Raw genomic sequence first — 20230 nt, 5'->3', positions numbered from 1 at the left:
CTCTTTCAGAGTCAACCCTGAATTTCAGAATTTTTCTCTTCAACCGAACCGGCTGTTTGTGTGAAGTGATTCACATCTGCCGTGTCAGTGGGTGCGCATTATAGGGATCCCATTTTTTTGCACAAGCCTTTTTTCGATCTTTTTTTTCTGAATGATGATTTTTCGCGCTTTTCGCACTGTTATTGCTCAAATAGCTCAATTTTTATCAGAAAAAGGGGTTGCGGGAGCGCCTGAAAGCTACCAAAGTCTGGTTATCTACCCTGATGTTGAGGCAGTCATGTCCAGTTATTTACGTCCTTATAAAGAATTATTCCCTCAAATCGGTCTGCGGGTGATGGTGGATCCCAGCAGCGTTGTGATCGGCGATGTCAGAATTGCCGATGACGTCAGCATTTGGCCGCTGGTCGCCATCCGCGGCGACGTGAATTATGTGTCTATCGGCGCACGTTCGAATATTCAGGATGGTAGCGTCCTGCATGTCACCCATAAGTCGTCTTATAACCCTGAGGGTAATCCGCTACTCATAGGAGAAGATGTCACCGTCGGGCATAAGGTCATGCTGCACGGCTGCACTATCGGCAATCGCATTCTTGTCGGAATGGGGTCAATTCTGCTGGATGGCGTGGTAGTAGAAGATGACGTGATGATCGGCGCCGGCAGCCTGGTGCCGCAAAACAAGCGGCTGGAAAGCGGTTATCTCTATTTTGGCAACCCGGTAAAACAAATCCGCCCCCTGACGGAGGCGGAATATGCAGGGCTGAAGTATTCAGCCAACAACTATGTGAAGTGGAAAGACGACTACCTGGATCAGGAAAGCCAGAGCCAACCCTGATGATCTTCTTGCCGATCGCGAATCAACGCTTCCGCTTCATCTTCCAAATCCCAGCGATGTTCACTAAAGAGAGCCAGCCATCGCGCTGGCTCATCGCCACCGAACCGTTGCTGCAGTATCTGACCCCGAATCGCGCAAGTTAACTGCATGCCATTGACCAACGCGGGGAAAACGATGCACTGCCGTTCAGCGTCCCACTCTTCTCTATCGGGAAATTGGATCGCCTGGTTCACGCATTCAGTTCCTGATGTAAAACGGCAATCACCGGGGCAATTTCCGGTAGTCTACCGTGCCAGAGCAGAACGGCATGTGCGGCCTGAGCCACCAGCATACCTAATCCATCTGCCATTTTTTTAGCGCCATACTGTTGGCACCAATGCAGAAATGGCGTATTTCCTTTCTGATAAAACATGTCATAGCAGTAAACATCGGCATGAATTAACGAGGAAGGTATTGCCGGGATATCGCCGCTTATTCCGCTGGACGTCGCGTTAATAATGAGATCGAACTGATGACCTTCCAGTTTATCCAGCGATAACGCGCTAACGCTGCCGGTATGAGCAAATAGCGTTGCCAGCTCATGAGCGCGGGAAAAAGTACGGTTAACGATGGTGACCGCGCAATCTAAAGAGAGCAGCGGTAACAATACGCCGCGAGATGCGCCGCCTGCGCCAATCAATAAAATCCTCATACCAGGCTTGATAAAGCCCAGACGCTCTAAGTCGCTTAATAACCCAATGCCATCCGTATTGTCGCCAAGCAGACGACCATCCTCAAGACGCTTTAACGTATTGACCGCGCCGGCTAGCGCAGCGCGCTCGGTGAGTTCGTCGGCGCGGGCAAACGCTTCTTCTTTGAAAGGGACAGTCACGTTAGCGCCCTTACCGCCCGTGTTGAAGAAAGCGTCCAGGGTATTCACAAAATCATCTAATGGCGCCAGTACCCGACCATAGGGGTGCGCAATATCTAACTGTTTGGCAAACAGCTGATGAATAGAAGGCGACTTGCTATGGGCTATAGGGTTACCAAAAACGGCATAAGTTTCCATTAATTACCCCTGGCGGAACTGTTCACCCGTCAGGGCATCACGAATTTCAGATGGGTTTTGCCGCCCGCCCGTTGCGCCATCCACCACCGGGAAACTATCGCCAAACTGGGCGCGTACTTCAGCAGTAGTCCGGCACGGCGGCTGACCGGTTAAGTTGGCGCTCGTCGAGACCAGCGGCTTTCCGTAGGCTTCACATAATTCAATTACCAGTGGGTGATCGGTAACGCGCACGGCAAGCGAATCAAAGCGCCCCGTCAGCCAGCGTGGCGTATCCGGACGCGCCGGGAACACAAACGTCACCGGCCCAGGCCAACTGGCAAAGATAACCGCTCTCTGCGCGTCGCTTAATCGGGAATCATCAATATACGGTTTCAGTTGGTCAAAACTGGCGGCGATAAGTATCAGCCCCTTTTCCACAGGGCGCTGTTTTAACGCCAGAAGACGCATCACGGCCGTTTCGCTATCCGGATCGCAACCAACGCCAAATACCGCTTCGGTTGGATAGGCGATAACATGTTCATTATTCAGTACCGCCACAGCCTGTGCGACGGTTTCTGAGGGCAGGTTTTTATTCACTTATTTGTTCCGCCGGGATCGGCTTTCCACATTGTTTACTGGCGCAAAAGCGTTTAACGCCCTGCGCGGTTTTCTTTTCTATTAATAGCGGGTAATGGCATTCAGGGCATTCGCCCGCCACCGGTTTAAAATTAATAACGAACTGGCAATCAGGGTAGCGATCGCAGGAGTGAAAGGTTTTACCGAAACGGGAGCGACGCTGCACCAGATGACCCTGTCCGCATTGCGGACACGCGATAGCGGTCTCATCAGGTTTATCAATCAGCTCGGTATGTTCGCATTCGGGATAACGACTGCAGCCGATGAACATACCAAAGCGCCCCTGGCGTAACACCATAACAGCGCCGCAAGATGGGCACTCTTGCCCCTCCAGTACCTTGACGATATGTCCATCCGCCTGACTTTTCAGGGGACGGACATAGTCACAGTCCGGATAGTGAGAACAGCCGAGAAACGGGCCATGTTTCCCGGAACGAATCACCAGTTCGGCCCCGCACTGCGGGCAGGGCTCGTTTTTACGCACCGAAAACAGTGCTGATTTGGTCATAACAACTCGATGTTGCTGCAATAAGATTAATGCAGCATACCTTCATTTACTTCGAAGAGTAATTCTTCCATTTGCTGATAGGCGTTTTCACAGCCTGGAATATTGAACAGAACCATCAGGATCACCCATTTCAGGTCTTCCAGTTCAAACTCTGCCGTATCCAGCGCCAGTACGCGCTCTATCACCATTTCTCGCGTTTCGAGGTTCAACACCTGGATCTGCTCGAGGAAGAGTAAAAATCCTCGACAGCTGGCATCCAGACGCTGGCACTCTTCATCGGTGTATACCCGAAGAGAGAGCGGGTCGGAGGCGAGCTGCATGGGTTCAACGAGACCTTCCTGATAATCAGCCAGTTTCTCGAGCCACATTAACGCGTTATAGATATCTTCCCGCTCAAAACCTGCATCGGTCAGATCCCGCGTCAGTTTGTCCTGATCCACGCGCATTTCTGCTTCGTTATGGATATAAGTCTCAAACAAATACATGAGTACGTCGAACATGGCTTGCCCTCCTTAATCGGACATAGCCGCCGGGTACAGCTGCGATCCAGCCTGCTAACTCCAGTTCAAGTAGCTGGGCTACGGTTACTGGCACAGATTGGCCGGCACGTTCAGCGACAACGTCAACAGGTGTTACCTCATCTCCTACGTTAGCCAGGAGCTCTGGAAATGGCAATGCTACAGGAGGCCGATCTGCGTAATTATTTAGCAAATCAGCGGTCTCTTCCCGCGCTGAAAGCTCATATTGCCAATACTCAAGGATCTCTTCCGGCACGGTAACCGGAACTGCTCCCTGCTTTATTAGCCAGTGCGGCCCTTCAGAGCCAGGATTGCCAATTGGCCCAGGCAGGGCAAAAACATCTCTCCCCTGCTCCAGCGCGCAACGGACAGTTACCAGAGAACCGCTTTTCAAGGCCGCCTCTATCACCAGAACCCCAGCGCTTAACCCGCTGATAATCCGGTTGCGGCGCGGGAAATTCCCTGGTAACGGTAGCGCAGAGAGAGGAAATTCGGAAAGTAGCGCGCCGCCGCTTTCCACGATCTGCTTTGCTAAAGCCCGATGCCGGTGCGGGTAGATATCAGAGAGACCGTTGCCTAATACGGCGATGGTTTTCCCCTTTGCCGCCAATGCCCCGCGGTGGGCGATGCCATCAATCCCCAACGCCAGACCACTGGTAAGGGTCAAGCCATACTGAGCAAGCGCCTCACTGAATGCTTTTCCCCACCGTGCGCCGTACCACGAGTGTGCACGGCTCCCAATGATAGCCAGCTGCCGGCTACACAGGAGATCGACGTTACCGCAGACCAGCAGCGCGCCGGGATAATCACCGATAGCGCGTAGCTGCGGCGGATAGAGCGCGTGATCCGCCGTGATCAGATGATGTTCTGGTTGCTCTAACCATTGCAGTGAAACATCAATTTGCTGTTGGTTGAGGGCAAAAAACTGTGTTGCCTGCGCTTTAGTTAAACCCGCAGCCCACAACGTTTCAGTATCTAACTGGCCTGCACATCCCAGCCGTCGCGCAATCAATACCATTTCATCGCCGTACAGATTATTCACCCGCATCAGGCGCAGCCAAATCTCCGTGGGCTTCATCCGTTCTCCCCTGCCATTAGCGGCTCAGCCAATCCTTGTGATTGGTTAGCGAGACTGTCAATTAGAGGGGGTTTTGTCTAGAATAGAGGTAATAATCTTATCAACTACTGAATACGACTCTGGATCTTTATGGCAGTTTTGCAAGTGTTACATATTCCGGACGAGCGCCTTCGCAAAGTCGCCGAGCCGGTCAAAGAAGTGAATGCAGAAATTCAGCGTATCGTCGATGATATGTTCGACACGATGTACGCTGAAGAAGGTATTGGTCTGGCCGCCACGCAGGTGGATATCCATCAGCGCATTATCGTTATCGATGTCTCGGAAAACCGTGAAGAGCGTCTGGTGCTCATAAACCCAGAGCTACTCGAAAAAGACGGCGAAACCGGCATTGAAGAAGGTTGTTTGTCAATTCCGGAACAACGTGCGCTGGTTCCACGAGCCGAAACCGTAAAAATCCGCGCGCTGGACCGTGAAGGTAAGACTTTCGAACTGGAAGCTGATGGCTTGTTGGCTATTTGTATCCAGCATGAAATGGATCACCTGGTCGGTAAGCTGTTCATTGACTATCTGTCGCCGCTCAAACAGCAGCGCATCCGCCAGAAAGTTGAAAAACTGGATCGTTTACGCGCCCGTGCCTGATAACAAGGATTAACGTGTCACAAACACTACGTATCATTTTCGCCGGAACCCCCGACTTTGCAGCGCGTCACCTTGACGCGCTGTTGTCGTCTGAACATCAGGTTGTCGGCGTATTTACTCAGCCCGACCGCCCTGCTGGTCGCGGCAAAAAATTGATGCCGAGCCCGGTAAAAGTGCTGGCTGAAGCCAATAATCTACCGGTCTTCCAGCCATCTTCCCTACGTCCGCAGGAAAATCAGCAGTTAGTTGCCGACCTTAACGCCGATGTTATGGTCGTCGTGGCTTATGGACTGATCCTGCCGAAAGCGGTTCTTGAAATGCCGCGTTTGGGGTGCATTAACGTTCACGGCTCCCTGCTTCCTCGCTGGCGTGGCGCAGCGCCGATTCAGCGTTCGCTATGGGCTGGCGATGCCGAAACCGGTGTAACCATCATGCAGATGGACGTCGGTCTTGATACCGGTGACATGCTGTATAAGCTCTCCTGCCCGATTACCGCGGAAGATACCAGCGGCAGCCTGTACGATAAACTGGCCGACCTTGGACCAGAGGGTCTACTGGCGACCTTAGCGCAGCTGGCGGATGGTAGCGCAGAGCCTGAAGTTCAGGACGAATCGCGGGTCAGCTACGCCGAGAAGCTGAGTAAGGAAGAGGCCCGTATTGATTGGTCGCTTTCCGCAGAACAGCTCGAACGCTGCATCCGCGCATTTAATCCCTGGCCGATGAGCTGGCTGGAAATCGATGAACAACCGGTGAAGGTATGGCGCGCATCCGTTATTACGGAGTCCGCCAACGCTGAGCCAGGTACGATCGTCGCAGCAACCAAGCAAGGGATCCAGGTCGCCACCGGCAACGGGATTCTGAATCTGGAATCGCTGCAGCCGGCAGGGAAAAAAGCGATGAGTGCCCAGGATTTACTGAACTCTCGCCGGGAATGGTTTATCCCCGGAAACCGTCTTGCCTGACGCACTTCTCTTCTAAAGCCCGGGTTCGCCGGGCATTTTTATTTTTGCGCTTATGAAAAAGAATAGTAATTTACGCAGCCTGGCAGCCCAGGCCATTGAGCAGGTCGTTGAGAAAGGACAGTCTTTAAGCAATGTTCTGCCGCCGCTGCAGCAAAAAGTGAGCGAGAAAGACAAAGCGCTGCTGCAGGAGCTGTGCTTCGGCGTTTTGCGCACTCTCAGCCAACTCGAGTGGCTAATCGGTAAGCTGATGGCCCGCCCGATGACCGGCAAACAGCGTACCGTACATTTCCTGATCATGGTCGGCCTGTATCAGCTACTTTATACGCGAATTCCCCCACACGCCGCGCTGGCGGAAACGGTGGAAGGCGCGGTGGCAATTAAACGTCCGCAGCTTAAAGGGCTTATCAATGGCGTATTACGCCAGTTTCAGCGCCAGCAGGAAGAGCTGCTGGCCGAATTCGCCCAGCACGAGAACCGTTATCTCCATCCTAAATGGCTGCTTAAACGTCTGCAGCAGGCCTGGCCGCAACAATGGCAGGATATTGTGTCAGCCAATAATCTACGTCCGCCAATGTGGCTGCGTGTGAATCGCAATCATCATTCGCGAGATGAATGGCTCGCACTGCTGGAAGACGCTGGTTTACAGGGTTTCACTCACCCGGACTATCCGGATGCCGTCCGTCTTGCGACCCCAGCCCCGGTCCATGCGTTACCAGGATTTGATAAAGGCTGGGTAACCGTTCAGGACGCCTCAGCCCAGGGCTGCATGCGCTACTTGCAACCGGCAAACGGCGAGCGCATTCTCGATCTCTGCGCGGCGCCGGGCGGCAAGACGACGCATATTCTGGAAGTCGCGCCGCAGGCGAGTCTGATGGCGGTCGACATCGACCAGCAGCGCCTGTCCCGTGTCTATGACAACCTGAAACGTCTGGGCATGAAAGCAGAAGTAAAACAGGGCGATGGTCGCTATCCTGAACAGTGGTGCGGCGATGAGCAGTTCGATCGTATTTTGCTGGATGCGCCATGTTCGGCCACCGGCGTTATCCGTCGCCATCCGGATATTAAATGGCTGCGCCGGGATCGCGATATCGCCGAGCTAGCGCAATTACAGGCAGAAATTCTCGATGCCACCTGGGCTCATCTTAAGCCTGGCGGTACGCTGGTCTATGCGACATGCTCTATTTTGCCGGAAGAGAACAGCCAACAAATCGCCGCTTTCCTGACCCGTACCCGAGATGCCGAACTCCATGAGACGGGAACGCCGGAAACCCCGGGTCAGCAAAATCTGCCTGGGGCGGAAGAAGGCGATGGCTTCTTTTACGCTAAGCTAATCAAAAAGCGCAATTAATGGGTCACTGCTGATGAAGATTATTATTCTTGGCGCCGGACAGGTAGGCGGCACGCTGGCGGAAAATCTCGTTGGCGAAAACAACGATATTACCCTGGTCGATACCAATGGCGACCGTCTGCGCGGCCTGCAGGATAAGTTCGATCTCCGCGTCGTTCAGGGCCACGGTTCGCATCCGCGCGTGCTGCGCGAAGCTGGCGCCGATGATGCCGATATGCTGGTCGCCGTAACCAGTTCGGATGAGACCAATATGGTAGCCTGCCAGGTCGCCTATTCGCTGTTTAATACACCGAATCGTATCGCCCGCATTCGTTCGCCTGATTACGTTCGTGATGCCGATAAACTTTTTCATTCAGAAGCGGTGCCAATTGACCATCTGATCGCTCCGGAGCAGTTAGTCATCGATAATATCTACCGCCTGATCGAATATCCAGGCGCGCTGCAGGTGGTGAACTTCGCAGAAGGGAAAGTAAGCCTGGCCGTTGTGAAGGCTTATTATGGCGGCCCGCTGGTCGGTAATGCGCTTTCCACGATGCGCGAACATATGCCGCACATCGACACGCGCGTTGCGGCAATTTTCCGCCACGATCGACCGATTCGCCCGCAGGGATCAACCATCGTAGAAGCGGGCGACGAAGTCTTCTTTATCGCCGCGTCGCAACATATTCGCGCGGTAATGAGCGAACTCCAACGTCTGGAGAAACCCTACAAACGCATTATGCTGGTCGGCGGCGGCAACATCGGCGCGGGCCTCGCTCACAGGCTGGAGAAAGACTACAGCGTGAAGTTGATCGAGCGCGATCAACAGCGTGCCGCTGAACTTGCCGAAAAGCTGCAGAATACGATCGTCTTTTATGGCGATGCATCGGATCAAGAGTTACTGGCGGAAGAGCATATCGATCAAGTCGATCTCTTTATTGCCGTCACCAACGATGACGAAGCCAATATCATGTCGGCAATGCTAGCCAAGCGGATGGGCGCGAAGAAGGTCATGGTGCTGATCCAGCGTCGCGCATATGTTGATCTGGTTCAGGGAAGCGTGATCGATATTGCGATATCACCGCAACAAGCCACGATTTCTGCCTTGCTGAGCCACGTACGTAAAGCTGATATTGTCGGTGTTTCGTCGCTACGCCGCGGCGTTGCCGAAGCCATTGAGGCCGTCGCGCATGGCGATGAAAGCACCTCGCGGGTAGTCGGCCGTTCAATTGATGAAATTAAGCTGCCGCCAGGCACAATTATTGGCGCGGTGGTGCGCGGCAATGACGTAATGATCGCCAATAATAATTTACGTATTGAGCAAGGCGACCACGTAATTATGTTCCTGACCGACAAGAAATTTATCTCCGATGTTGAGAGACTATTCCAGCCGAGTCCGTTCTTCCTGTAATTACAATGGGCGTCGCGCAGACGCCTTTTTATTATCCCTTATTTATCAATGGATAATATTTTCCAGCAATTATTCAACAGCAATGGAAAATGGAAATACATTTGATAAACTTATCAATGTCAGCTGGCTCAAGGAGAGTAAAATGGGTATGTTAAAAGAATTCCGCGAATTCGCGATGCGCGGGAATGTTGTCGATTTGGCAGTGGGTGTCATCATTGGTGCAGCATTTGGTAAAATTGTATCGTCTTTAGTGGCCGATATTATTATGCCTCCGCTGGGTTTGCTCATTGGCGGGATCGACTTTAAACAGTTCGCCGTTACGCTACGCGATGCGCAGGGGGATGTCCCAGCCGTTGTCATGCATTATGGTGTGTTTATTCAGAACGTCTTCGATTTCATCATCGTTGCCTTCGCGATTTTCATGGCGATCAAACTGATGAATAAACTGAACCGTAAGAAAGAAGAAGCGCCTGCCGCTCCGGCACCGAGCAAAGAAGAAGTGCTACTGAGTGAAATTCGCGATCTGTTAAAAGAACAAAACAACCGTTCTTAATCAGCACACAGAAAGCAGAAGGCCAGTGGTAAAAAAGCGATTCGCTTGCTTGCCACTGGCCTCCCGGTCATTCCGCCCTGCATGTTTGTCTTTACGTTGATAGCTTCCTTTCCCTTTCTTATTTTTCTCAATCCGCTGTCTGAATAATGGGTCATGCAGTAATGCCTCAATCGCATTATCTTTAATTTGCCCTTTGGTATGCTGATAGCGACTCATAGTAACTCCAGTTCATGTATCAATTCGGCGCGAGTGTAGATCCACGCGCGGAAAAAATCAACGCCCGGCATGGCTACCGCTGGCACCTTGCTCTAAAGCTTCGAGAATCGAGCAGTAAACGCTACTGTGCGCCGTGCCGCAGCAGGCATCATTCAGCCGCTGTAAAGAACGCCGCATCGTTTCCAATTCTTTGATACGCGCTTCGACTTCACTCAGACGGGCCTGGACGATCCCTTTAGACTCCTGACAAGTATGATGTTCTGGATCGATGCGGATCGATAATAATTCGCGGATCGACTCCAGAGTGAAGCCTAATTGCCTGGCATAACGGATAAAGCGCAGCCGCTGCAGATCGTTATCCGAATAGAGGCGAAAACCGCCTTCAGTACGAATATCATGATCCATCATTTGCTGCTTTTCGTAATAGCGGATGGTATCCGGGGTGACATCAGCCAATTTGGCCAGTTCGCCAATCCGATACATAGCTACTCCTCGTTAATTTTGTGCCACAGTCTGTCGGCATAATCACCGCGTAGAAAATCGGTATTCATACCCGCCTGACGTAATTTCAGTTCAAACAGAGTCAAGCGACGATTTAATTCGGTATACCGCGGATCATCAAGCTCTACGGTCTTGAGTAAGTCGCTCAACGCCATGGCATCTCTACGTAACTCAAGCTCCGGTGGCAAACAGCCGGCATTTTTTAATAAGCGATAACCGGCGCGCAGTTCAGGGGGCACGTGTGAATCATCATCCAGCGCCAGCGGTTCGCCGCTGCCGGTCAGGTTATCAAACTCGCCTTTAGACTGTGCGTCGAGGATGTGGCGTTCTGCCCACTGGTCCAGTAACCACATTATACGGCTCCCAGGGATGAACAAAAAGAGTACAGATAGTGTAGTGAAGTGGGATTGCGGTAGATATAAAAAAACCCGCCGGGGCGGGTTTTTTTACGTTACTACAGATTACTCTGCAGCAGCTTCTGCTTTCAGCTCAGCACGATCAACCAGCTCGATGTATGCCATCGGCGCGTTGTCGCCTGCACGGAAGCCACACTTCAGAATGCGAGTGTAACCACCGGCGCGGCTCGCGAAACGCGGGCCCAGCTCGTTAAACAGTTTTGCCACGATCTCGTTATCACGAGTGCGGGCGAATGCCAGACGACGATTAGCAACGCTATCAGTCTTGGCAAGAGTAATCAGCGGCTCAACTACGCGACGCAGTTCTTTCGCTTTCGGCAGGGTCGTCTTGATGATCTCATGACGAACCAGCGAACCTGCCATGTTACGGAACATAGCCTGGCGATGGCTGCTGTTGCGGTTCAGTTGACGACCACTCTTACGATGGCGCATGACCTTATCCTTCTCAGTAAAACCTTAACCTGTGATCCGGTTACTCGTCAGCAATGCTTGCCGGCGGCCAGTTTTCCAGGCGCATGCCCAGAGACAGACCACGTGAAGCCAGCACGTCTTTAATCTCGGTAAGAGATTTTTTACCCAGGTTCGGCGTTTTCAGCAACTCAACCTCGGTACGCTGTACCAGATCACCGATATAGTGGATAGCTTCTGCCTTGAGGCAGTTAGCAGAGCGGACAGTCAATTCCAGATCGTCAACAGGGCGCAGCAGGATCGGATCGAACTCTGGTTTCTCTTCTTTCACTTCCGGCTGACGTACATCACGTAAGTCAACGAAAGCTTCCAGTTGTTCAGCCAGAATGGTTGCCGCACGACGAATCGCCTCTTCAGGATCGATTGTGCCGTTGGTTTCCATTTCGATGACCAGCTTGTCCAGGTCGGTACGCTGCTCAACACGCGCGGCTTCAACATTGTAGGCAATACGCTCTACAGGGCTGTAGCAGGCGTCGACCAGCAGACGGCCGATTGGGCGCTCATCTTCTTCCGAATGAATTCGGGCAGAAGCCGGCACATAACCGCGACCGCGCTGAACTTTGATGCGCATGCTAATAGATGCGTTCTCATCGGTCAGGTGGCAGATCACGTGCTGCGGCTTGACGATTTCGACATCACCGTCGTGGGTAATGTCGGCTGCAGTCACAGGGCCAATGCCAGATTTATTCAAAGTAAGGATGACTTCATCTTTACCCTGAACTCTCACCGCCAGCCCTTTCAGGTTGAGCAGGATTTCAAGGATGTCTTCCTGAACGCCTTCTTTGGTGCTGTACTCGTGCAGTACACCATCAATCTCAACCTCGGTCACCGCGCAACCCGGCATCGATGAGAGCAGAATACGGCGCAGTGCGTTACCCAGAGTATGGCCGAAGCCACGCTCTAAAGGCTCAAGGGTCACCTTGGCGTGCGTCGAACTCACTTGCTCGATATCGACCAGGCGCGGTTTTAGAAACTCTGTCACAGAACCCTGCATTGTGTCCTCTCTTTGGTACTAAGCTTTACTTGGAGTAAAGCTCGACGATCAGGTGTTCGTTAATGTCCGCAGACAGATCAGAACGCTCCGGCTGACGCTTGAACGTACCTTCCATCTTGCCAGCATCAACTTCCAGCCAGGTTGGCTTTTCACGCTGCTCAGCCAGCTCCAGAGCGGCTTTCACGCGAGATTGCTTTTTCGCTTTCTCACGGATGCTAACAACGTCATTCGCTTTTACCTGATAAGAAGCGATGTTAACAACACGACCGTTTACCATGATAGCCTTGTGGCTAACCAGCTGGCGTGCTTCAGCACGAGTGGCGCCGAAGCCCATACGGTATACAACGTTGTCCAGACGACCTTCCAGCAGAGCCAACAGGTTTTCACCGGTGTTGCCTTTCAGACGTGCTGCTTCTTTATAGTAGTTACGGAACTGACGCTCCAGCACACCGTACATACGGCGAACTTTTTGCTTTTCACGCAACTGCACACCATAGTCAGACAGACGCGGCTTACGCGCACCGTGCTGGCCAGGAGCTTGTTCAATTTTACACTTGGTATCGATCGCGCGAACGCCAGACTTAAGGAATAAGTCAGTGCCCTCACGACGGCTCAGCTTGAGCTTAGGACCCAAATATCTTGCCATTTTCTTTCTCCAACAATCCTAGAAACGAGGCGTTATACGCGACGTTTTTTCGGCGGACGACAACCGTTATGAGGGATCGGAGTCACATCAGTAATATTAGTGATGCGGAAACCAGCGGCGTTCAGTGCACGAATAGTAGATTCGCGACCTGGACCCGGACCTTTAACCATAACTTCCAGATTCTTGATGCCGTATTCTTTTACGGCTTCTGCGCAACGCTCTGCTGCAACCTGAGCTGCAAACGGAGTGGATTTGCGAGAACCACGGAAACCGGAACCACCGGCTGTTGCCCAACCCAGCGCGTTACCCTGTCGATCAGTGATGGTAACGATGGTGTTGTTAAAAGAAGCATGGATATGAGCCACGCCATCAGAGACTTGTTTTCTTACACGCTTACGTGCACGAACTGGTGCCTTTGCCATTATTCAATCACCCCGATTATTTCTTGATCGGTTTACGCGGACCCTTACGGGTACGTGCGTTGGTCTTAGTACGCTGACCGCGAACCGGAAGACCACGACGATGGCGTAAACCACGGTAGCAACCAAGGTCCATCAGACGCTTGATGCTCAGGGTGATTTCACGGCGCAGATCACCTTCAACGACAAATTTACCTACTGCTTCACGCAGAGAATCAATCTGTTCTTCAGACAGCTCACTGATCTTAACATTTTCAGCGATACCCGTTTCAGCGCAGATGGCTTTAGAGCGGGTCTTGCCGATACCAAAAATTGCAGTTAAAGCAATTACGGTATGTTTCTGATCAGGAATGTTAATGCCTGCTATACGGGCCACTATGCACTCCTACTATTTAATATGTACGTACCATGCTGAAAAGCCCGTTTTCAGGATACTCAAATGGAAACGTACAGACATACAAAAGATTGGCTGGCTAATCTAGCCAGCTCAACCCAACTTTGCAAGAAAAATATGCGAATAAATCAGCCTTGGCGCTGTTTATGCTTTGGCTCGGCACTGCAAATCACACGGATGACACCATCACGCTTAACGATTTTGCAGTTACGGCATAATTTCTTGACGGAAGCACGAACTTTCATTTTTACTCTCCGTAACTTCTCGGGCGACCAGTTAGCGGCCGTAGCCTTTCAGGTTCGCCTTCTTCAATGCAGACTCATACTGACTAGACATCATCAGAGTTTGCACTTGAGCCATAAAGTCCATAATCACGACGACAACAATAAGCAGCGAGGTTCCACCGAAGTAGAACGGCACTTTCATTGCATCACGCATGAACTCCGGGATCAGGCAGATAAAAGTGATATACAACGCACCGACCAGAGTCAGGCGGGTCATTACTTTATCGATATACTTCGCCGTTTGTTCTCCCGGACGAATTCCTGGTACAAATGCACCGGACTTCTTCAGGTTATCTGCTGTTTCACGCGGGTTGAAAACCAACGCCGTGTAGAAGAAACAGAAGAAGATGATTGCAGACGCATAGAGTAACACATAAAGCGGTTGCCCAGGCTGCAAATACAGCGAAATTGTTGTCAGCCAGTTCCAACCAGTACCGCCCCCGAACCATGACGTGATGGTTGCCGGGAACAGAATAATACTGGAAGCGAAGATTGCCGGGATTACCCCCGCCATATTCACTTTCAGCGGTAAATGTGTGCTCTGTGCAGCATAGACACGACGACCCTGTTGACGCTTAGCGTAGTTTACCACAATGCGGCGTTGACCACGTTCAACGAATACAACGAAGAAGGTCACTGCAAATACTAATACTGCAACCAACAGCAACAGGAGGAAGTGCAGGTCGCCTTGACGCGCTTGCTCGATAGTATGGGCGATGGCCGGCGGGAGTCCCGCAACGATCCCGGCGAAGATCAGGATCGAGATACCGTTTCCGATACCGCGTTCGGTGATCTGTTCGCCGAGCCACATCAGGAACATAGTCCCTGTGACCAGACTAACAACAGCGGTGAAATAGAATGCAAAGCCCGGATTAATCACCAGGCCCTGCATACCAGGCATATTCGGCAGACCGGTAGCAATACCGATCGACTGGAATATAGCCAGCACCAGAGTACCGTAGCGGGTGTACTGGCTGATCTTACGACGACCAGACTCCCCTTCTTTCTTCAGTTCTGCCAGCGGTTGATAAACAACGGTCAGCAGCTGGACAATGATCGACGCCGAAATATACGGCATGATCCCCAGAGCAAAGATAGAAGCACGGCTGAGAGCACCACCAGAGAACATGTTAAACATTTCAATGATGGTGCCTCGCTGTTGCTCAAGCAGTTTGGCAAGTACAGTGGCATCAATACCAGGGATCGGAATAAAAGAGCCAATACGGAACACAATCAGCGCACCGATAACAAACAAAAGTCTGCGTTTCAGTTCGCCAATTCCACCTTTGGCACTTTGAAAATCTAATCCCGGTTGTTTAGCCATCTGCTACTTATTCCTCAATTTTACCGCCAGCAGCTTCGATAGCAGCACGAGCGCCTTTAGTCACGCGCAGGCCACGAACAGTTACCGGACGAGTTACCTCACCAGACAGGATCACTTTCGCGAACTCGATCTGGATACCGATAATGTTAGCCGCTTTCAGCGTGTTCAGGTCTACCACATCGCCTTCTACGTGAGCCAGATCAGACAGACGAACTTCTGCAGTGATCATTGCTTTACGAGAAGTGAAGCCGAATTTCGGCAGACGACGGTACAGTGGCATCTGACCACCCTCGAAACCGCGACGTACGCCACCGCCAGAACGAGAGTTCTGACCTTTGTGACCACGACCACCGGTTTTACCGAGGCCAGAACCGATACCACGACCCAGGCGTTTACCCGCCTTTTTGGAGCCTTCGGCCGGAGACAGAGTATTTAAACGCATCTCTTACTCCTCAACTTTAACCATGAAGGAAACCGCGTTGACCATACCACGAACAGCAGGAGTATCCTCGCGCTCTACGGTGTGACCAATACGACGCAGACCCAGGCCAAGCAGCGTTGCCTTGTGTTTCGGCAAACGACCGATTGCACTGCGGGTTTGAGTAATTTTAATAGTCTTTGCCATGGTTTATTTCCCCAGAATTTCTTCAACGGATTTACCACGCTTGGCAGCGACCATATCTGGAGACTTCATATTTTCCAGGCCATCAATAGTTGCACGAACCACGTTGATCGGGTTGGTGGAACCATATGCTTTAGCCAGAACGTTACGAACCCCAGCGACTTCCAGAACGGCGCGCATTGCACCACCGGCGATGATACCGGTACCTTCGGAAGCCGGCTGCATGAATACACGAGAACCCGTGTGAGTACCCTTAACCGGGTGCTGCAGGGTGCCAGTATTCAGCGCGACGTTAATCATATTGCGACGGGCTTTTTCCATCGCTTTCTGGATCGCTGCTGGAACTTCACGCGCTTTACCGTAACCAAAACCTACGCGACCGTTACCGTCACCAACTACAGTCAGAGCTGTGAAGGAGAAAATACGACCACCTTTAACGGTTTTAGATACGCGGTTTACCGCGATCAGCTTTTCCTGCAGTTCGCCAGCTTGTTTTTCGATGTGAGCCATCTTACACCTCTACCTTAGAACTGAAGGCCAGCTTCACGGGCAGCATCTGCCAGTGCCTGGACACGACCATGATATTGGAACCCGGAACGGTCAAAGGAAACATCTTTGATGCCTTTTTCCAGAGCGCGTTCAGCAACAGCTTTACCCACAGCTGCAGCCGCGTCTTTGTTACCGGTGTACTTCAGTTGTTCAGAGATAGCTTTTTCTACAGTAGAAGCAGCTACCAGAACTTCAGAACCATTCGGAGCAATTACCTGTGCGTAAATATGACGCGGGGTACGATGTACCACCAGGCGAGTTGCACCCAGCTCCTGGAGCTTGCGGCGTGCGCGGGTCGCACGACGGATACGAGCAGATTTCTTATCCATAGTGTTACCTTACTTCTTCTTAGCCTCTTTGGTACGCACGACTTCGTCGGCGTAACGAACACCCTTGCCTTTGTAAGGCTCAGGACGACGGTAGGCGCGCAGATCTGCTGCAACCTGACCGATCACCTGCTTATCAGCGCCTTTCAGCACGATTTCAGTTTGAGTCGGACATTCTGCAGTGATACCGGCCGGCAGTTTATGCTCAACAGGATGAGAGAAACCTAAAGCCAGGTTTACTACATCCCCTTTGACCGCTGCACGATAGCCTACACCAACCAGCTGAAGCTTTTTAGTGAAGCCTTCGGTAACACCGATAACCATTGAGTTCAGCAGGGCACGCGCGGTACCAGCCTGAGCCCATCCGTCTACGTAACCATCACGCGGACCGAAGGTCAGTGCATTATCTGCATGTTTAACTTCAACAGCATCGTTGAGAGTACGAGTCAGCTCGCCATTTTTACCTTTGATCGTAATAACCTGACCGTTGACTTTAACGTCAACGCCGGCAGGAACAACGACCGGTGCTTTAGCAACACGAGACATTTTTTCCTCCGATTAGGCTACGTAGCAGATAATTTCGCCACCAAGACCAGCTTGGCGCGCTGCACGATCAGTCATAACACCTTTAGAGGTAGAAACAACTGCGATACCCAGACCCGCCATAACTTTCGGCAGCTCATCTTTACGTTTGTAGATGCGCAGACCTGGGCGGCTGACACGCTGAATGCTTTCTACAACAGCTTTACCCTGGAAATACTTAAGAGTCAGTTCCAGTTCCGGCTTGATGTCGCCTTCAACTTTAAAATCTTCAATAAAGCCTTCTTCCTTCAGCACGTTGGCAATTGCCACTTTCAGCTTGGAGGAAGGCATGGTGACCGCAGCTTTATTCGCGGCCTGACCGTTACGGATACGGGTCAGCATATCCGCGATCGGATCTTGCATGCTCATCTGTCTTTACTCCCGTGATTCAATTGGTGACAATTACCAGCTAGCCTTTTTCAGACCCGGGATTTCACCGCGCATAGCGGCTTCACGGACCTTGATACGGCTCAACCCGAACTTCCGCAGGAAACCATGCGGACGACCTGTTTGACGGCAGCGATTACGCTGACGAGACGGGCTGGAATCACGCGGCAGAGTCTGCAGCTTGAGAACAGCGTTCCAACGATCTTCGTCGGTTGCGTTCACATCAGAGATGATAGCTTTCAGTTCAGCGCGTTTAGCGAAGAATTTATCAGCTAAAGCCACGCGCTTTACTTCGCGTGCTTTCATTGATTGCTTAGCCATTAAGTAACCCTACCTTACTTGCGGAACGGGAAGTCAAAGGCAGCCAGCAGAGCGCGGCCTTCTTCATCAGATTTCGCAGTAGTGGTAATGGTAATATCCAAACCACGAACGCGGTCGACTTTATCGTAGTCGATTTCTGGGAAGATGATCTGCTCACGGACACCCATGCTGTAGTTACCACGACCGTCGAAAGACTTAGCGGACAAGCCACGGAAGTCACGGATACGCGGTACAGCAATAGTGATCAGGCGCTCAAAGAACTCCCACATGCGCTCGCCGCGCAGAGTTACTTTACAGCCGATCGGATAGCCCTGACGGATTTTGAAGCCTGCAACTGATTTGCGTGCTTTGGTGATCAGCGGTTTTTGACCGGAGATTGCTGTCAGGTCAGCTGCTGCGTTATCCAGCAGTTTCTTGTCAGCGATCGCTTCACCAACACCCATGTTCAGGGTGATCTTCTCGACCCGAGGGACTTGCATGACAGAATTGTAGTTAAACTCAGTCATGAGTTTAGCGACTACTTCGTCTTTGTAGTAATCATGCAGTTTCGCCATCGTACTACTCCAAATTACTTGATAGTTTCGCTATTAGATTTGAAGAAACGGACTTTTTTGCCGTCTTCGAATCTAAAGCCTACACGGTCAGCCTTGCCGGTTGCCGCGTTGAAGATAGCAAGGTTAGAGACTTGAATAGCTGCTTCTTTCTCTACGATGCCGCCTGGTTGGTTCAGGGCCGGAACCGGCTTCTGATGTTTCTTAACCAGGTTGATACCTTCAACAATGACCTTGCCGGAAGACAGGACATTTTTAACTTTACCGCGTTTACCTTTATCTTTACCGGTTAACACGATAACTTCGTCATCACGACGGATTTTCGCTGCCATGATTCGCTCCTTAGAGTACTTCTGGTGCCAGAGAGATAATTTTCATGAACTTCTCGTTACGAAGTTCACGAGTTACCGGCCCAAAAATACGCGTACCGATAGGTTGCTCGCTGTTATTGTTTAAAATAACGCATGCATTACCATCGAAGCGAATGACAGAACCGTCCGGGCGACGAACACCCTTCTTGGTGCGCACCACTACCGCCTTCAGCACATCACCTTTCTTGACCTTACCACGCGGAATTGCTTCTTTGATGGTGATCTTGATGATGTCGCCTACGCCTGCGTAGCGACGGTGCGAGCCACCCAGAACCTTGATACACATTACGCGACGTGCACCGGAGTTGTCGGCGACGTTCAGCATAGTCTGTTCTTGGATCATTTTAGTGCTCCGCTAATGTCAACTACTACTGGGACCCAAAAGCTGGGTCGTTAAAAAGCCCCATATCGAGGGCGCGGCATTATAACACCGCTTCTGCAATATGGGTAGAAAAAATAAACGGCCCATCGCTGAGCCGTTTATTCGTATTGAGAATGCGTACTCTATTACAGAACCGCTTTCTCTACAACGCGAACCAGCGTCCAGGACTTAGTCTTGGACAGTGGACGGCATTCACGGATTTCAACCTTGTCGCCGATACCACATTCGTTGTTCTCGTCATGTACGTGCAGTTTGGTCGTACGTTTGATGAATTTACCGTAGATCGGGTGTTTCACAAAACGTTCGATAGCAACAACAATGGATTTCTCCATTTTGTCGCTAACTACGCGACCTTGCAGAGTACGGATTTTATCGGTCATTACGCACCCGCCTTCTGAGTCAGTAAAGTCTTAACGCGTGCAACATCACGACGCACTTGCTTCAGCAGATGAGTCTGTTGCAGCTGGCCACTTGCAGCCTGCATACGCAGGTTGAACTGCTCACGCAGCAGGTTCAGCAGCTCAGCGTTCAGCTCTTCAACGCTTTTTTCACGCAGCTCTTTTGCTTTCATTACATCACCGTCTTAGTTACAAAGGTGGTTTTGATCGGCAGTTTCGCTGCTGCCAGGCCGAATGCTTCACGGGCCAGCTCTTCCGGTACGCCGTCCATTTCATAAAGGACTTTACCCGGCTGAATCAAGGCAACCCAGTACTCCACGTTACCTTTACCTTTACCCATACGAACTTCCAGCGGCTTCTCGGTGATCGGTTTGTCCGGGAATACACGGATCCAGATCTTACCTTGACGCTTAACTGCACGGGTCATAGCACGACGTGCTGCTTCGATCTGACGTGCAGTCAGACGACCACGGCCAACAGCTTTCAGACCGAAAGTGCCGAAGCTAACATCCGTACCCTGCGCCAGACCACGGTTGCGGCCTTTGTGCACTTTACGGAATTTTGTACGCTTTGGTTGTAACATCAGCG

35 protein-coding genes are annotated in these 20230 nt (G+C 51.6%); 6 read left to right on the top strand and 29 right to left on the bottom strand.

The features are described 5' to 3' along the window. Positions 1-277 precede the first annotated feature (277 nt). Positions 278-832: a gamma carbonic anhydrase family protein gene (locus tag AC2CGP_RS09485; RefSeq protein ID WP_015703633.1), complete on the top strand. Its 555-nt coding sequence runs from the start codon at positions 278-280 to the stop codon at positions 830-832. Here AC2CGP_RS09485 and AC2CGP_RS09480 read toward each other — a convergent pair. Genes AC2CGP_RS09480 through dprA form a run of 6 tightly spaced genes read right to left on the bottom strand, consistent with a single transcriptional unit; the run spans position 808 to position 4599 of the window. Next, positions 808-1065, bottom strand: a complete 258-nt coding sequence (locus AC2CGP_RS09480) for a DUF1488 family protein (protein ID WP_071844502.1) — start codon at positions 1063-1065, stop codon at positions 808-810. The two genes, AC2CGP_RS09485 and AC2CGP_RS09480, sit on opposite strands and share 25 nt — an antisense overlap. Next, on the bottom strand, positions 1062-1880 hold the full coding sequence (gene aroE, locus AC2CGP_RS09475) for a shikimate dehydrogenase (protein WP_032709258.1): 819 nt from the start codon (positions 1878-1880) through the stop codon (positions 1062-1064). The genes AC2CGP_RS09480 and aroE overlap by 4 nt, the downstream gene beginning before the upstream one ends. Positions 1881-1883: 3 nt before the next feature. Continuing rightward, the gene (gene tsaC, locus AC2CGP_RS09470; protein WP_015369442.1) at positions 1884-2456 is read right to left on the bottom strand and encodes an L-threonylcarbamoyladenylate synthase type 1 TsaC; all 573 of its coding nucleotides are present in this window, start codon (positions 2454-2456) and stop codon (positions 1884-1886) included. After that, positions 2449-3003, bottom strand: coding sequence for a DNA topoisomerase family protein (locus AC2CGP_RS09465; protein WP_015369441.1), 555 nt, complete (start codon positions 3001-3003; stop codon positions 2449-2451). Before AC2CGP_RS09465 ends, tsaC begins: the two co-directional genes overlap by 8 nt. Before the next feature lie 26 nt (positions 3004-3029). Further along, positions 3030-3503, bottom strand: a complete 474-nt coding sequence (gene smg, locus AC2CGP_RS09460) for a DUF494 family protein Smg (protein WP_015369440.1) — start codon at positions 3501-3503, stop codon at positions 3030-3032. Continuing rightward, the gene (dprA, locus tag AC2CGP_RS09455; protein ID WP_213760217.1) at positions 3475-4599 is read right to left on the bottom strand and encodes a DNA-protecting protein DprA; all 1125 of its coding nucleotides are present in this window, start codon (positions 4597-4599) and stop codon (positions 3475-3477) included. The genes smg and dprA overlap by 29 nt, the downstream gene beginning before the upstream one ends. A 129-nt stretch (positions 4600-4728) precedes the next feature. Here dprA and def point away from each other — a divergent pair, with 129 nt between their 5' ends. From def to mscL, 5 genes are all read left to right on the top strand, one after another. Further along, entirely contained in the window at positions 4729-5238 is a 510-nt protein-coding gene (gene def, locus AC2CGP_RS09450; protein WP_015703636.1) for a peptide deformylase, read from the top strand. 14 nt (positions 5239-5252) lie between these two features. Further along, positions 5253-6200 carry a methionyl-tRNA formyltransferase gene (gene fmt / locus AC2CGP_RS09445; protein WP_213760219.1) on the top strand — a complete coding sequence of 316 codons (948 nt, stop codon included), beginning with the start codon at positions 5253-5255 and terminating at the stop codon, positions 6198-6200. 52 nt (positions 6201-6252) lie between these two features. Next, on the top strand, positions 6253-7548 hold the full coding sequence (rsmB, locus tag AC2CGP_RS09440) for a 16S rRNA (cytosine(967)-C(5))-methyltransferase RsmB (protein ID WP_015369436.1): 1296 nt from the start codon (positions 6253-6255) through the stop codon (positions 7546-7548). 13 nt (positions 7549-7561) lie between these two features. Beyond that, positions 7562-8938 (top strand): Trk system potassium transporter TrkA, encoded by a 1377-nt coding sequence (gene trkA / locus AC2CGP_RS09435; protein ID WP_015369435.1) that lies wholly within the window; start codon positions 7562-7564, stop codon positions 8936-8938. Positions 8939-9080: 142 nt separating this feature from the next. Next, a complete protein-coding gene (mscL, locus tag AC2CGP_RS09430) occupies positions 9081-9491 on the top strand; it encodes a large-conductance mechanosensitive channel protein MscL (RefSeq protein ID WP_015369434.1) in 411 nt (136 codons plus the stop codon). On the opposite strand, the gene AC2CGP_RS09425 is transcribed toward mscL, so the two are convergent. The 23 genes from AC2CGP_RS09425 to rplP all read right to left on the bottom strand — a co-directional run bounded on the left by AC2CGP_RS09425 (position 9492) and on the right by rplP (position 20225). Further along, positions 9492-9707, bottom strand: a complete 216-nt coding sequence (locus AC2CGP_RS09425) for an alternative ribosome-rescue factor A (RefSeq protein WP_015369433.1) — start codon at positions 9705-9707, stop codon at positions 9492-9494. It lies immediately after the preceding gene. Positions 9708-9764: 57 nt separating this feature from the next. Beyond that, entirely contained in the window at positions 9765-10190 is a 426-nt protein-coding gene (gene zntR, locus AC2CGP_RS09420) for a Zn(2+)-responsive transcriptional regulator (protein ID WP_015369432.1), read from the bottom strand. Between the two features lie 2 nt (positions 10191-10192). Beyond that, positions 10193-10561, bottom strand: coding sequence for a DnaJ family domain-containing protein (locus AC2CGP_RS09415; protein WP_047054501.1), 369 nt, complete (start codon positions 10559-10561; stop codon positions 10193-10195). Between the two features lie 108 nt (positions 10562-10669). Continuing rightward, on the bottom strand, positions 10670-11056 hold the full coding sequence (rplQ, locus tag AC2CGP_RS09410; protein ID WP_004868344.1) for a 50S ribosomal protein L17: 387 nt from the start codon (positions 11054-11056) through the stop codon (positions 10670-10672). A 40-nt stretch (positions 11057-11096) separates the two neighbouring features. Then, positions 11097-12086, bottom strand: a complete 990-nt coding sequence (locus AC2CGP_RS09405; RefSeq protein WP_002438685.1) for a DNA-directed RNA polymerase subunit alpha — start codon at positions 12084-12086, stop codon at positions 11097-11099. 25 nt (positions 12087-12111) lie between these two features. Next, positions 12112-12732: a 30S ribosomal protein S4 gene (gene rpsD, locus AC2CGP_RS09400; protein ID WP_002919224.1), complete on the bottom strand. Its 621-nt coding sequence runs from the start codon at positions 12730-12732 to the stop codon at positions 12112-12114. 32 nt (positions 12733-12764) lie between these two features. Further along, positions 12765-13154 carry a 30S ribosomal protein S11 gene (gene rpsK / locus AC2CGP_RS09395; RefSeq protein WP_004388621.1) on the bottom strand — a complete coding sequence of 130 codons (390 nt, stop codon included), beginning with the start codon at positions 13152-13154 and terminating at the stop codon, positions 12765-12767. Between the two features lie 16 nt (positions 13155-13170). Further along, positions 13171-13527 (bottom strand): 30S ribosomal protein S13, encoded by a 357-nt coding sequence (rpsM, locus tag AC2CGP_RS09390; RefSeq protein ID WP_015369429.1) that lies wholly within the window; start codon positions 13525-13527, stop codon positions 13171-13173. Positions 13528-13673: 146 nt separating this feature from the next. Next, complete coding sequence (rpmJ, locus tag AC2CGP_RS09385) at positions 13674-13790, bottom strand: 50S ribosomal protein L36 (protein WP_000868187.1); 117 nt, start codon at positions 13788-13790, stop codon at positions 13674-13676. A 31-nt stretch (positions 13791-13821) separates the two neighbouring features. Beyond that, entirely contained in the window at positions 13822-15153 is a 1332-nt protein-coding gene (secY, locus tag AC2CGP_RS09380) for a preprotein translocase subunit SecY (RefSeq protein WP_015703640.1), read from the bottom strand. Between the two features lie 7 nt (positions 15154-15160). Next, positions 15161-15595: a 50S ribosomal protein L15 gene (gene rplO / locus AC2CGP_RS09375; protein ID WP_015369426.1), complete on the bottom strand. Its 435-nt coding sequence runs from the start codon at positions 15593-15595 to the stop codon at positions 15161-15163. Positions 15596-15598: 3 nt separating this feature from the next. Further along, complete coding sequence (gene rpmD, locus AC2CGP_RS09370; RefSeq protein ID WP_001140434.1) at positions 15599-15778, bottom strand: 50S ribosomal protein L30; 180 nt, start codon at positions 15776-15778, stop codon at positions 15599-15601. A gap of 3 nt (positions 15779-15781) precedes the next feature. Beyond that, positions 15782-16285: a 30S ribosomal protein S5 gene (rpsE, locus tag AC2CGP_RS09365; protein ID WP_015703641.1), complete on the bottom strand. Its 504-nt coding sequence runs from the start codon at positions 16283-16285 to the stop codon at positions 15782-15784. A 14-nt stretch (positions 16286-16299) separates the two neighbouring features. Then, positions 16300-16653 carry a 50S ribosomal protein L18 gene (rplR, locus tag AC2CGP_RS09360; protein WP_006817270.1) on the bottom strand — a complete coding sequence of 118 codons (354 nt, stop codon included), beginning with the start codon at positions 16651-16653 and terminating at the stop codon, positions 16300-16302. 9 nt (positions 16654-16662) lie between these two features. Next, positions 16663-17196 (bottom strand): 50S ribosomal protein L6, encoded by a 534-nt coding sequence (gene rplF, locus AC2CGP_RS09355; RefSeq protein WP_008807049.1) that lies wholly within the window; start codon positions 17194-17196, stop codon positions 16663-16665. 12 nt (positions 17197-17208) lie between these two features. After that, positions 17209-17601: a 30S ribosomal protein S8 gene (gene rpsH, locus AC2CGP_RS09350; RefSeq protein WP_008807048.1), complete on the bottom strand. Its 393-nt coding sequence runs from the start codon at positions 17599-17601 to the stop codon at positions 17209-17211. A gap of 33 nt (positions 17602-17634) precedes the next feature. After that, positions 17635-17940: a 30S ribosomal protein S14 gene (gene rpsN / locus AC2CGP_RS09345; RefSeq protein ID WP_002919667.1), complete on the bottom strand. Its 306-nt coding sequence runs from the start codon at positions 17938-17940 to the stop codon at positions 17635-17637. Positions 17941-17954: 14 nt separating this feature from the next. Continuing rightward, positions 17955-18494: a 50S ribosomal protein L5 gene (rplE, locus tag AC2CGP_RS09340; protein WP_003031123.1), complete on the bottom strand. Its 540-nt coding sequence runs from the start codon at positions 18492-18494 to the stop codon at positions 17955-17957. Between the two features lie 14 nt (positions 18495-18508). Beyond that, positions 18509-18823, bottom strand: coding sequence for a 50S ribosomal protein L24 (gene rplX / locus AC2CGP_RS09335; protein ID WP_015369424.1), 315 nt, complete (start codon positions 18821-18823; stop codon positions 18509-18511). A gap of 10 nt (positions 18824-18833) precedes the next feature. Further along, entirely contained in the window at positions 18834-19205 is a 372-nt protein-coding gene (gene rplN / locus AC2CGP_RS09330) for a 50S ribosomal protein L14 (RefSeq protein ID WP_000613954.1), read from the bottom strand. Positions 19206-19369: 164 nt separating this feature from the next. Further along, the gene (gene rpsQ, locus AC2CGP_RS09325) at positions 19370-19624 is read right to left on the bottom strand and encodes a 30S ribosomal protein S17 (protein WP_002438707.1); all 255 of its coding nucleotides are present in this window, start codon (positions 19622-19624) and stop codon (positions 19370-19372) included. Then, positions 19624-19815 carry a 50S ribosomal protein L29 gene (gene rpmC, locus AC2CGP_RS09320; protein WP_002919754.1) on the bottom strand — a complete coding sequence of 64 codons (192 nt, stop codon included), beginning with the start codon at positions 19813-19815 and terminating at the stop codon, positions 19624-19626. Before rpmC ends, rpsQ begins: the two co-directional genes overlap by 1 nt. Beyond that, positions 19815-20225 (bottom strand): 50S ribosomal protein L16, encoded by a 411-nt coding sequence (gene rplP / locus AC2CGP_RS09315; protein WP_002919759.1) that lies wholly within the window; start codon positions 20223-20225, stop codon positions 19815-19817. Before rplP ends, rpmC begins: the two co-directional genes overlap by 1 nt. Positions 20226-20230: the final 5 nt, after the last annotated feature.

This window comes from Klebsiella sp. SYXHC3 (assembly GCF_057196925.1).
Note: the sequence above shows the minus strand (reverse complement) of the source record. Positions and strands in the feature narration are given on the sequence as shown.